The organism is Microcella pacifica, from assembly GCF_009371975.2.
GTDB lineage: Bacteria > Actinomycetota > Actinomycetes > Actinomycetales > Microbacteriaceae > Microcella > Microcella pacifica.
Map to the genome: position 1 here is coordinate 1 of NZ_VIKT02000036.1, position 11,602 is coordinate 11,602.

The 11,602-nt window shown below is 70.2% G+C and carries 11 protein-coding genes; 4 read left to right on the plus strand and 7 right to left on the minus strand.

Annotated features, from left to right (window positions below; translation table 11 throughout):
• The coding region (locus tag FK219_RS12840) for an integrase core domain-containing protein (RefSeq protein WP_152582548.1) at positions 1 to 117 on the plus strand (117 nt) is incomplete at its 5' end.
• Here FK219_RS12840 and FK219_RS12845 read toward each other — a convergent pair.
• Both FK219_RS12845 and FK219_RS12850 read right to left on the minus strand, forming a co-directional pair.
• The gene (locus FK219_RS12845) at positions 114 to 1,079 is read right to left on the minus strand and encodes an aldose 1-epimerase family protein (protein ID WP_152584267.1); all 966 of its coding nucleotides are present in this window, start codon (positions 1,077 to 1,079) and stop codon (positions 114 to 116) included. The genes FK219_RS12840 and FK219_RS12845 overlap by 4 nt on opposite strands.
• Positions 1,076 to 1,894 (minus strand): DeoR/GlpR family DNA-binding transcription regulator, encoded by an 819-nt coding sequence (locus FK219_RS12850; protein ID WP_152584268.1) that lies wholly within the window; start codon positions 1,892 to 1,894, stop codon positions 1,076 to 1,078. Before FK219_RS12850 ends, FK219_RS12845 begins: the two co-directional genes overlap by 4 nt.
• 138 nt (positions 1,895 to 2,032) lie before the next feature.
• Here FK219_RS12850 and galT point away from each other — a divergent pair, with 138 nt between their 5' ends.
• Both galT and galK read left to right on the plus strand, forming a co-directional pair.
• Positions 2,033 to 3,139, plus strand: a complete 1,107-nt coding sequence (gene galT / locus FK219_RS12855) for a galactose-1-phosphate uridylyltransferase (RefSeq protein WP_152584275.1) — start codon at positions 2,033 to 2,035, stop codon at positions 3,137 to 3,139.
• Positions 3,132 to 4,289, plus strand: a complete 1,158-nt coding sequence (gene galK, locus FK219_RS12860) for a galactokinase (RefSeq protein WP_152584269.1) — start codon at positions 3,132 to 3,134, stop codon at positions 4,287 to 4,289. The genes galT and galK overlap by 8 nt, the downstream gene beginning before the upstream one ends.
• 3 nt (positions 4,290 to 4,292) lie before the next feature.
• On the opposite strand, the gene FK219_RS12865 is transcribed toward galK, so the two are convergent.
• Positions 4,293 to 5,774, minus strand: a complete 1,482-nt coding sequence (locus FK219_RS12865; protein WP_268888702.1) for a malate:quinone oxidoreductase — start codon at positions 5,772 to 5,774, stop codon at positions 4,293 to 4,295.
• Positions 5,775 to 5,825: 51 nt separating this feature from the next.
• On the opposite strand from FK219_RS12865, the gene FK219_RS12870 reads away from it, so the two are divergent.
• Positions 5,826 to 6,623, plus strand: coding sequence for a sulfite exporter TauE/SafE family protein (locus FK219_RS12870; RefSeq protein WP_165638150.1), 798 nt, complete (start codon positions 5,826 to 5,828; stop codon positions 6,621 to 6,623).
• Here FK219_RS12870 and FK219_RS12875 read toward each other — a convergent pair.
• The 4 genes from FK219_RS12875 to FK219_RS12890 form a co-directional block, all read right to left on the minus strand.
• Positions 6,620 to 7,282, minus strand: coding sequence for an SGNH/GDSL hydrolase family protein (locus FK219_RS12875; RefSeq protein WP_152584272.1), 663 nt, complete (start codon positions 7,280 to 7,282; stop codon positions 6,620 to 6,622). The two genes, FK219_RS12870 and FK219_RS12875, sit on opposite strands and share 4 nt — an antisense overlap.
• 61 nt (positions 7,283 to 7,343) lie before the next feature.
• On the minus strand, positions 7,344 to 8,120 hold the full coding sequence (locus tag FK219_RS12880; RefSeq protein WP_328821699.1) for an SGNH/GDSL hydrolase family protein: 777 nt from the start codon (positions 8,118 to 8,120) through the stop codon (positions 7,344 to 7,346).
• Between the two features lie 5 nt (positions 8,121 to 8,125).
• Positions 8,126 to 9,172, minus strand: a complete 1,047-nt coding sequence (locus FK219_RS12885) for an aspartate-semialdehyde dehydrogenase (protein ID WP_152584273.1) — start codon at positions 9,170 to 9,172, stop codon at positions 8,126 to 8,128.
• A gap of 79 nt (positions 9,173 to 9,251) precedes the next feature.
• Complete coding sequence (locus tag FK219_RS12890) at positions 9,252 to 10,517, minus strand: aspartate kinase (protein ID WP_152584274.1); 1,266 nt, start codon at positions 10,515 to 10,517, stop codon at positions 9,252 to 9,254.
• Positions 10,518 to 11,602 lie beyond the last annotated feature (1,085 nt).

Genomic DNA, 11,602 nt, shown 5'->3' on the forward strand with positions numbered 1-11,602 from the left:
CGCGCAGCTGACTACCCGAGGTGGCTGCATCACTACAATCACCACCGACCCCACACCGGCATCGGCGGATCAACCCCAGCCTCCCGCGTTCACAACCTCACGGGGAAATACAGCTAGGCGGGGCGGCAGATGCCCCACGAGCTGCTCCACGACTCGCCGGGGGCGAGCCAGCGCACCCCGTCACCGGAGACGAACGCATTCGCGGGAGCCGTCATGGGCTCGACCGCGATCGCCGTGATGGGCCCGTCGTTCGTCGGATAGGAGCGAGTGATGAAGACCTGCAGCCACTCCCACTCGCCCTCCTGCCACAGCTCCGTCTCGGTGCCGTCCTCGGCGCTCAGGATCGTGCGGATGACGCCGTCGGCGTCGGGCTCCACCCGCCAGGCGTCGTCGAGCTCGAGTTCGGCGATGAGTCGGCCCGTCGAGAGGTCGAACTCTCCGCCCGCGGTGGGTTCGAGCCCCGTGGGGTTGAGCCGAGCATCCACGATCACGTGCTCGACGGTGCGCGCGGTGATCGTGAGGGAGTCGATCGGGTGGTCGCCCACGCGCAGAAACGGGTGAGTGCCCACGGCGTAGGGGGCGGCCTCGACGCCGACGTTCGTGACACCGTGCTCGACGCGGATGCCGTTCCCGGTGAGGCGGTAGGTCACGGTCGTCTCGAGGTGGAACGGGTAGCCGTGCTGCGGCACGACCGAGGCGCCGAGCGTGATCGCGTCCGCACTGCGCTCCACCACGCGGTAGGGAGTGTTGCGCAAGAGGCCGTGGATCGCATTGCTCTTGTCGACCTCGGTGATGTCGAGCTGCAGCTCGCGCCCCTCGTGGGTCCAGCGACCGTCGCGCACCCGGTTCGGCCACGGCACGAGCACGATGCCCGTCGCGTACGGCGGCATCGCGCTCTCGGGGTATCCCTGCACGAGATCGTGGCCGTCCACCGAGAGCTGGCGCAGGCCCGCGGCGACCTGCACGATGGTCGCGTCGACCGGCCCGTGGGCGCCGTCGTGGTGCAGAGTGAACTGCTCGCCGGTCGGGGCTGACGCGGCGGGGGCTGAGGCGGCGGCGGGCGAGGCGGTGGGGCTCATGACCCCAGAGTACCGAGGCCCCGCGCCGCAACGGCCGTCACGTCGAGACCGGTCGAGCGCAGCACGTCGAGGTGCGCCGGGTCGGCATCGGCATCGGTGATGAGCGCATCGAGCTGCTGCACCGTCGCCACGCGGCCGAGGTGCACCTGACCGAGCTTCGAGGAATCGGCGACGAGGATGCGCCGGGTCGACGCCGCGACCATGCGCCGCTTGACCTCCGCCTCGGGCAGGTTGACGTTGGTCACCCCGTGCTCGGCGTGCACGCCCGTGGCTCCGAGGATCGCCGTGTCGGCGCGCACCTCGTCGAGCAGACTCGTCGCGAGCGGGTTCACGAGGGAGTGCTGCAGCGAGCGCAGGGTGCCCCCCGTGACGACGACCGTGAAACGCGGGATGGCCGGCTCGAGCGCGAGCGCGATCGCGAGCCCGTTCGTGATGACGACGAGCTCGGTGAGCTCGCGACGGTCGACGAGCGCCTGGGCGACGGCGAGCGTTGTCGAGCCGACGTCGAGCAGCACGCTCTCCCCCGACCGCACCCGCGAAGCGGCCTCGACCGCGATCGCGCGCTTGAGTCGGCTCGCGCGGGCACTCGACTGCTCGAGGCTCGACTCGCGCGCGGTCACGAGGCCGCGCGGCATGGCGCCCCCGTGCACCCGCGTGATGCGACCCTCGGCTTCGAGCGCCGCGAGGTCGGTGCGCACGGTGACCTCGCTCACGCGAGCCCGACGGGCGAGGTCGGTGACGCGAGCGAAGCCGCGCCGCGACACCTCGACGGCGATGCGCTCGCGTCGGGCTGCGGCGGAGTCGGCCACGGGCATCCTCTATCTCTCGTATGGCGCTGCCGTCATCGCGGCGGCAGGGTCTCTCGTCAGGCGCTCGCCTTCGAATCCTGTCGATATCGAAAGCGATCTGCTTGCACAAGCGTAAGCGATGCGGCCTAGGCTCGGCGGGTGCCCATCACCTTCCGCCCCACCCGCCTCGCCGACGGTCGCGAGCTCATCTACGTCGACGACGCCGACACGACTCTGCCGCCCGGCGGCGAGCGCAGCGTCGACGCCCGCACGCTCGACCCGCGCCCCGCGACCGCGACCATGCGGCAGGACCCGCTCACGGGCGAGTGGATCTCGATCGCGAGCAACCGCCAGAACCGCGTGTTCCTGCCGCCCGCCGATCAGGACCCACTCGCGCCCCAGACCGCCGCGAACCCCAGCGAGGTTCCGGCGCTCTACGACGTCGCGGTGTTCGAGAACCGCTCCCCCAGCTTCGGGCCCGCGCTTGAGGACGCCGACGCCCCGCGAGATCTCGCCGACCTCGCCGAGATCGGTCTCGAGCGCTCGCGCACGAGCGTGGGTCGCTGCGAGGTCGTATGCTTCTCGCCCGAGCACGAAGGCTCCTTCGGCTCGCAGACCGTCAGCCGGGCACGCACGGTCGTCGAGGCGTGGGCGCAACGCACTGAGGCTCTGAGCGGGATGCCCGGGGTTCAGCAGATCTTCCCCTTCGAGAATCGCGGGCAGGAGATCGGGGTGACCCTCCCCCACCCGCACGGCCAGATCTACGCCTACCCCTTCATCACCCCGCGCACGACTGCGCTGCTGCGGGCGATCGAGGCGCAGGGCGACGACCTGTTCGCGCGCATCCTCGACCGCGAGCAGGCCGGGCCGCGCGTGCTCCTGCAGGGCGAGCACTTCACGGCGTACGTGCCGTTCGCGGCGCGGTGGCCCATCGAGATCCATGTGCTGCCGCACCGCCAGGTGGCCGACTTCGCGGGCCTCACCGAGGCGGAGAAGGATGAGCTCGCACCGTTCTACCGTCGACTGCTGCGCGGCCTCGACGAGCTCTACCCGACCCCGACGCCGTACATCGCCGCGTGGCACCAGGCGCCCGTACACGTGGGCCGCGACACCGTGCGGCTCATGCTGCAGGTGACGAGCCCGCGTCGCTCCGCTGACAAACTGAAGTACCTGGCCGGCTCGGAGGCGGCGATGGGCGCCTTCATCGGCGACGTCGCGCCCGAGGCTCAGGCCGAGTTCCTCCGCTCCGGAATCGAGAAGGTGCATGACTGACATTCGCGACGACGCCCGCGCCGGATTCGAGGCCGTCTTCGGCCGCGCGCCGGACGGCCTGTGGTCGGCCCCCGGCCGCGTCAACCTCATCGGCGAGCACACAGACTACAACGAGGGGTTCGTGCTGCCGTTCGCGATCGACCGCCGCACCCTCGTGGCTCTCGGGGTGCGGGACGACCGCCGCGTGCGGGTCGCGAGCACCTTCGCCGACGAGCTCGCCGAGATCGACCTCGACGCGCTGACGCCCGAGAGTCTCGACGGCTGGTCGGCTTACCCGCTCGGCGTCGCGTGGGCGCTCGGCGAGCACGGCGCCGACCTGTCGGCCGTGCCCGGTGTCGACCTCTTCATCGACTCGGATGTTCCCGTCGGCGCCGGCCTGTCGAGCTCGGCCGCGATCGAGAGTGCTGTCGCGATGGCGCTCAACGACAGCTGGCGCCTCGGCCTCGACCGCCCGACTCTCGCGCGCGTCGGCCAGCGCGCCGAGAATGTGGCCGTCGGAGCTCCAACCGGCATCATGGACCAGTCGGCCTCCCTGCTCGGCGCGGCCGACCACGCAGTCTTCCTCGACTGCCGCAGCCTGGTCAGCGAGCTCGTGCCGCTCGGGCTCGCCGAGGCGGGGCTCGCGATTCTCGTCATCGACACCGGCGTCAAGCACGCTCACGCCACGGGAGGGTACGGCGAGCGCCGTGCCGCGTGCGAGCGCGGGGCGGCGGCGCTGGGCGCATCCTCGTTGCGCGATCTCACGGTGGACGACCTGCCGCGCGCGCGACAGCTGCTCGACGACGTCACCTTCCGCCGCGTCCGGCACGTCATCACCGAGAATCAGCGGGTGCTCGACACCGTGGAGGTGCTGCGCGAGTCGGGTGCGGCGGCGATCGGGGGGCTGCTGGATGCCTCGCACCGCAGCATGCGCGACGACTTCGAGATCTCGGTGCCCGAACTCGACCTCGCCGTCGAGACCGCGGTAGCCGCGGGAGCGATCGGCGCCCGCATGACGGGAGGAGGTTTCGGCGGCTCAGCGATCGCGCTCGTGCGCGTCGACGACCTCTCACGCATTCAGGTCGCCGTCGACAACGCGTTCGGCGAGCACGCCTACGGGCAGCCCGACACCTTCGTCGTCACGGCCTCGGACGGCGCGACCCGCAACTGAGGCTCAGCGGGAGATCGCGAGTGCCGACGCCGTCTCGGTGAGGAGCTTCTTGGCGAGCTCCGGGTCTGCCGAGACGGTCGTGCCGTAGGACGGCACCATGCGCTGCAGCTGCGGGCGCCAGGCCTCGATCTTGTCGGGGAAGCAACGCTCGAGCACGTCGAGCATGATCGGCGCCGCCGTCGAGGCTCCCGGCGAAGCGCCGAGCAGGCCCGCGATCGAGCCGTCGGCTGCGGCGACGACCTCCGTGCCGAACTGCAGCACGCCGCCCTTCTCGGGGTCCTTCTTGATGATTTGCACGCGCTGGCCGGCGGTGAGCTCGTACCAATCCTCTCCTCGCGCGTTCGGGTAGAAGGCCCGCAGCGACTCCTCCTTGGCGGAGCGGCTCGCGAGCAGCTCGCCGATCAGGTACTTGAGCAGGTCGAGGTTGCGCAGGCCCACCTGCATCATGGGGATGAGGTTGTGCCAGCGGATCGACCCGAACAGGTCGAACCACGAGCCCGTCTTGAGGAACTTGGGCGTGAACCCGGCGTAGGGGCCGAAGAGCAAGCTCGTCTCCCCGTCGACGACGCGCGTGTCGAGGTGCGGCACCGACATGGGCGGCGCGCCCACCGATGCTTTGCCGTACACCTTCGCGCTGTGCTGAGCGACGACCTCGGGGTTGTCGGTGCGCAGCCACTGGCCGCTCACGGGGAACCCTCCGAACCCGCGGATCTCCGGGATGCCCGACTTCTGCAGCAGCGGCAGCGCATGCCCACCGGCACCGACGAAGACGAACTTCGCGCGCACCTGGAGGGGGGTGAAGCCGACCTCGTGCCGCAGCTTGAGCAGCCACCCGCCGTCACGGTCGCGTGAGATCGAGGTGACCCTGTGCTCGAGGTGCAGCTGCGCGCCACCGTCGACGAGACCGTCGATGAGCATCCGTGTGAGGGCCCCGAAGTCCACGTCGGTACCCGCCGCGATCCACGTCGCCGCCACGGGCTGGGTCTTCGACCGGCCGGGAATCGTCAGGGGCGCCCAGCGACGGATCACCGCGGGATCCTCGCTGAACTCGAGCCCGGCGAAGAGCGGGTGGTCGCGCAGGGCCTCGTAGCGCTTGCGCAGGTAGTCGACGTTGTCGCGCCCCCACACGAGGCTCATGTGCGGCGTCGCGCTGAGGAAGGCGCTCGGGTCGGGCAGTCGGCCCTCGTTCACGAGGTACGACCAGAACTGCCGGGAGACCTGGAACTGCTCGTTGACCTTCACCGCGTTGGTGATGTCGATCGAGCCATCGGGCTTCTCGGGCGTGTAGTTCAGCTCGCACAGCGCGGCGTGCCCGGTGCCCGCGTTGTTCCACGGGTTCGAGCTCTCCCGGGCGACGTCGCCCAGGCGCTCGTAGATGCGGATATCCCACTCGGGCTCGAGCTGCTGCAGCATGGTGCCGAGCGTGGCGCTCATGATGCCGCCGCCGATCAGGGCAACGTCGATGTGGTCAGTCACACTCGCCAGTTTACTCGCGCCCGTCGGGCCGCCCTCCACCGCGCCGCTAGGCTGGCTGGCGTGATTCTGCCCCTTCTTGCGACCGGAGCAATGGGCGGGGTTCTTGCCGGCATGTTCGGGGTCGGCGGCGGCATCATCATGGTGCCGCTGCTCATGCTGTGGGCGCGCATGGATCAGCGCCAGGCCGCCGCGACGTCGCTCGTCGCGATCGTGCCGACCGCCGTCGCGGGAGCGACGACGTACGGCATCGCGGGCGAGATCGACCTCGTCGCCGCGGCCCTCGTCGGCGCCGGTGCCTTCGCCGGCGCGCCGCTCGGCGCCTACCTGCTGCGGGCGCTGCCGCTCGCGTGGCTGCGCTGGGCCTTCATCGTCGGGATGCTCATCGCCGCAGCCCGGCTGATCCTCGTCGAGCCCGAGCGCGGCAGCGACATCGACCTGAGCGTGCTCATCTCGCTCGGCCTGCTGCTGCTCGGCATCGTCATGGGCGTCGCCGCCGGCATGTTCGGCATCGGCGGCGGCGTCATCGCCGTGCCCGTGCTCATCGCCCTCTTCGGCATGGGCGACCTCGCCGCGAAGGGCACCTCGCTCGCGGCGATGATTCCCGCCGCGATCTCGGGCACGATCCCGAACCTGCGCGCCGGGCTCGTGGATGTTCGGCAGGGGCTGATCGTCGGCATCGCCGCCGTGCTCGCCTCCCAGGGCGGCGTCGCCCTCGCCTTCCTCGTGCCGCCCGCGCTCTCGGGCATCCTGTTCGGCTCGCTGCTCGTGCTCGTCGCCGGGCAGCTCGCGATCCGGGCAGTGCGTGCGGGGCGTCGCGAGCGCCGGGAGCGGGACGGCGACGACCGCCCGACGCCCTAGAGCCCGAGCTCGAGGAGCGCCGCGTCCATGCGCCGCGTCATCTCCGCATAGCCGTCGTCATTGGGGTGGAGGCCGTCGGCGGCCATCTCGCCCTGCCGACCCTGGATCCAGGTGGAGGCCCCCGGGATATAGTCGGCGCCGTAGCGCTCGGCCGCATCCCGCACCCAGTCGATGATGATCGGCACCGACGGCGGGCGCTCGGCGGTGTACCAGAACGGCTCGACGACGATGAACCGCGCCTCCGGCAGCGCTTCGGTGAGCCGGCGCAGGTCGGTGTCGATCTGCGCCTCGATCGCGTCAGCGGCGAACGAGTAGCTGAAGTTGTCGTTGAGACCCATCGTGATGACGACGATGTCGGGGTCGGCGTCGATGATCATGCTCGGCAGGTCGCCGTCACCGAAGAGCTCGCGATTGTTGATGAAGCCGAGACCGTTGACGCTCGGGTTCACCTCGACCCAGCCGCGGCTCTCGCTGATGCGCGTCGACCAGCGCACGCTCGGATCGCTCGCGCCCGTGCCGAGCGTGTACGAGTCGCCGTAGAACGCGACGACGGGGCCGTCGCCCGTGGCCTGCGGGGTCGGGGCAGGCGACGCGCAGGCCACGAGGCCCGCGGTAGCGAGCGCGGTGGCGGCGGTGAGCAGGGCGGGATGACGGCGCATGGTCACTATTCGACGCCGGACGCCTGAGGGTTGGCCGTGCCCCCGCGGGCCCCGGTCCGCCTCACAGGTCGCCAGCAGCGACGGCGTCAAGGCGCGGGCGCTTCGGCTCGCGGGAGTCTCCCGAGGAGCGGCCCGTGAGTCGTCGGCCGATCCACGGCAGCACGTAGCGGCGCCAGTACTCGGCCGTGCGGGGGCGCTCGAGGTCGTCGCCGGCGTCGGGCGCGCCCTGCGCGGCATCCGCACCCGCGATGGGCACCTCGAGAGCCGCGAGCACGTTGCTCGCAGCGATCGCGTGGCCGCGCGCGTTCAGGTGCAGGCGATCGATCGACCAGTAGTGCAGCTGCGGCAGCCGGGGGTCGAACCAGTTGTCGACGAACACGACGTCGGTACCCACCAGGCGCGTGCGCACGGCCTCGGCGAGAGCATCCCCTCGCCGCTCGAAGGCCGCACCGAGCGGCAGGTGACGCGTGGGGTTGCCGCCGCTCACGACCATCGTGCGGATGCCCGCCTCGCGCGCCGCGAGCGCCGCCGCGACGAGTCGGTCGGCGACCGCCGCGATCGAGACGCGCGGGCGCAGGATGTCGTTGCCGCCGCCGTTGATGCTCAGCAGCTGCGGGCGCAGAGCCATCGCGGCGGGCAGCTGCTCGTCGAGGATGGGGGCGAGCAGTCGCCCGCGGATCGCGAGGTTCGCGTAGCCGATCGGCTCGCCCGCAGCATGAGCGAGCGCCGCCGCGACGAGGTCGGCCCAGCCGCGAGGCGTGCCATCCGGACGCTCATCGCCCATGCCCTCGGTGAAGCTGTCGCCGATCGCGGCGTAGCTGGCCACCGGGGCGGGCACGCGACCTACTTCTGGGCCGCGACGAGTTCGGCGATCTGCACGGCGTTGAGCGCGGCGCCCTTGCGCAGGTTGTCGTTGCTGATGAACAGCGCGAGGCCGCGACCGCCCGGCACGCCCTCATCGGCACGGATGCGCCCCACGAGGCTCGGGTCGATTCCCGCCGCGTCGAGCGGGGTCGGCACGTCGGCGAGCTGGACACCGGGCGCCTCCGCGAGCAGCTCCCGGGCGCGCTCAGGGCTCAGCGAACGGGCGAACTCGGCGTTGATCGCGAGCGAGTGGCCGGTGAACACGGGTACGCGCACGCAGATGCCGCTGACCAGAAGCTCGGGCAGCTCGAGGATCTTGCGGCTCTCGTTGCGCAGCTTCTTCTCCTCGTCCGTCTCACCCAGACCGTCGTCGACGAAGCTGCCGGCCTGCGGGATGACGTTGAAGGCGATCGTCGTGGGGAACTTCTGACCGGCCGGGAAGTCGACGGCGCGCCCGTCGTGCACGAGCTCGATCGCGTCCTGGGCCACCGCGGCGGTCGCCTGCTCGAGCAGCTCCTCGCCGCCGGCCAGCCCCGCTCCGGACACGGCCTGGTAGGTACTCACGATGAGGCGCTGCAGCCCGGCCTCGGCGTCGAGAACCTTGAGCACGGGCATCGCGGCCATTGTCGTGCAGTTCGGGTTCGCGATGATGCCCTTGACCGCCTGATCGATGGCGTGCGGGTTGACCTCGCTCACGACGAGGGGCACCTCGGGGTCCATCCGCCAGCCGGACGAGTTGTCGATGACGGTGACGCCCGCCGCCGCGAAGCGCGGGGCCTGCGCCTTGCTCGTCGTCGCACCCGCGCTGAAGATCGCGATGTCGAGCCCGCTCGGGTCGGCTGTCGCAGCGTCTTCGACCGTGATCGGAGTGCCGTCGAAGTCGATGGTCGTGCCGGCGCTGCGGGCGCTCGCGAAGAAGCGGATGCTCGCGATCGGGAAAGCACGGTCGACGAGAAGCTGGCGCACGACGGCGCCGACCTGTCCAGTGGCGCCGACGACGCCGAGGTTCACGGGGGTGGGGCTCATGGCGTCAAGCGTAGCCGGGGCGCAGGGGTGGCTCGGCCGCGTGGCGGCTTCGCGCGGGTGGATGGCCGAGGTGCGGTGCTCAGCGCCCGGTGCCGGCGTACACGATGGCCTCTGCGTCGCCGTCCAGGCCGAAGGCGGTGTGCACGATGCGCACGGCGTGGTGCAGGATGTCGGCGCGCGTGACGACGGAGATGCGGATCTCGGAGGTGCTGATCATCTCCATGTTGATGCCCGCATCCTTGAGCGCCGTGAACAGCTGGGCCGAGACGCCCGCGCTCGTGCGCATGCCGCCGCCGACCACGGAGAGCTTGCCGATCTGATCGTCGTACTGCAGAGACTCGAAGCCGTAGTCCTCCTGCTCGGCGCGCAGAGCGGTGAGCACCTTCTCGCCGTCGGTCTTCGGCAGGGTGAAGCTGATGTCGGTGCGGCCGGTCGCGGCGGCCGAGACGTTCTGCACGATCATGTCGATGTTGGCGCCCGTCTTCGCGACGGTCGTGAAGATGTCGGCGGCCATTCCCGGGGTGTCGGGAACACCGACGACCGTGATCTTCGCCTCGCTGAGGTCTCCGGCCACTCCCGTGATGATGGGCTCTTCCACTTTCTCTCCCTTTTTCGGGGTGATGACGTACGTGCCCTCGGCGGGCGTGAACGACGAGCGCACGTGCAGCGTCACGCCGTGCCGCCGCGCGTACTCGACGGCGCGAATGTGCAGCACCTTCGCCCCCGCGGCCGCGAGCTCGAGCATCTCTTCGCTCGTCACGCGGTCGACCTTGCGGGCGAGCGCGACGATGCGCGGGTCTGCCGTGAAGACGCCGTCGACGTCGGTATAGATCTCGCACACGTCGGCCTCGAGCGCCGCGGCGAGCGCGACGGCGGTCGTATCGCTGCCGCCTCGACCGAGGGTCGTGATGTCGCGGCTGTCGCGGTTGAACCCTTGGAAGCCTGCGACGATCGCGATGGCCCCGTCGTCGAGCGCCTCCCGCACGCGGACGGGGGTGACGTCGACGATGCGGGCCTGCCCGTGCTGAGCATCCGTGATCATGCCCGCCTGGCTGCCCGTGTACGAGCGCGCCTCGTAGCCCATGCTCTTGATCGCCATCGCGAGGAGTGCCATCGAGATGCGCTCGCCGGTCGTGAGCAGCATGTCCATCTCGCGCGGGTCGGGAATCGGTGCGACCTCGTGCGCGAGGTCGATGAGCTCGTCGGTCGTGTCGCCCATCGCGCTCACGGCGACGACGACCTCGTTGCCCGCCTTGCGGGTCTCGACGATGCGCTTCGCGACCCGCTTGATGCTCTCGGCGTCCGCGACCGAGGAGCCGCCGAACTTCTGCACGATGAGACTCACGGAACGAACTCCTGGAAGGCGGTGGCGGCGGGCGAGGGGATGCGCGGCTCGGGCGCATCGGAGGGGGCGCGGCGCAGCACGAACCCGAGTGTCGAGTCTAGCGCCGCCCCATGCGCGCGGTGGAATGCTCGAGCTTCGCTCAGTGCTGCGCGCGGTGCACCAGGTCGGCTCTTGGGAGCCTTGTGCACAATGGTGGCGTGGAAAGCACTGACACACTCATCGCACCTGAGCTCTCGGGCCGCGCTCTCGCAGACATCCTACGAGTCGCCGAACCGCACTACCCGATTTCAAGTGGATACGAGCAAGAGCACTTGCCCGGCGATCACTGGTGGACAAGCCAACGCGAGCACGTCGTCGCGTGGCTTGAGGAGATAGACGGCCCAGGTGCATACAACCGCAAGAGTCGCGGTCTCGGTGCTCGGCACGCATACACGCACTTTCAGTGCGCTCCAGGCCTGTTGTGGATCGCAGAGGCTCTCCGGGAACAACCCGGCACAGTAAGAGCTGCTGCCGAGAAGGCCGCGGGCACAGGTCGTCCTGCCACGCAATGCGCGGCGATTCGTGCAGTGATTCCCTGGAGCCGAATTCAAGCGCTTGCCCGTCAGGCGGCGCCCTAGGCTCGTTGCCTGCTAGTGGCGATGCCTTGTCTCGTAGCCGTTCGCACCACCAGGATCGGATCCTCAGGGATCTGACTAGATGGCGAGTTAATCTCCCTTGCCGACGCCACTGTCCTTGACTGGTGGCGGAGGTAGTGGCGCGGCCGGGGGCCCACCAGGCTTGAGGCCGCGCTCGGTTAGCCTTCGTGGCGGCTGAGGGGGCTCACTCGCTGGGGGATCGCTGGGGCGACGCTTCTCGGTCATTGACTGTTTCCTCCTTTGTTGACTTCTGATGGTGTTGAGGTCCAGATCACTAGGTCACCATCGCCCAGTGGCAGCCATAGTCCGGTATCCGGAATGGCATGAAGGAGGGTCTGCTGCACGGATAGGTGACATCTGACATGGCTTGCCCGAGGGGGTGGGCCTGGAAGGATGCCATCGTGCCTAAGCCCTATCCGAAAGAGTTCCGCGATGACGTTGTGCGCGTCG

What these genes read in the sequence shown, in the direction of transcription:
- FK219_RS12845 (WP_152584267.1), bottom strand. Translation starts at nt 1,079, where the DNA reads ATGAGCCCCACCGCCTCGCCCGCCGCCGCCTCAGCCCCCGCCGCGTCA.
- FK219_RS12850 (WP_152584268.1), bottom strand. Translation starts at nt 1,894, where the DNA reads ATGCCCGTGGCCGACTCCGCCGCAGCCCGACGCGAGCGCATCGCCGTC.
- galK (WP_152584269.1), top strand. Translation starts at nt 3,132, where the DNA reads ATGACTGACATTCGCGACGACGCCCGCGCCGGATTCGAGGCCGTCTTC.
- FK219_RS12875 (WP_152584272.1), bottom strand. Translation starts at nt 7,282, where the DNA reads ATGCGCCGTCATCCCGCCCTGCTCACCGCCGCCACCGCGCTCGCTACC.
- FK219_RS12885 (WP_152584273.1), bottom strand. Translation starts at nt 9,172, where the DNA reads ATGAGCCCCACCCCCGTGAACCTCGGCGTCGTCGGCGCCACTGGACAG.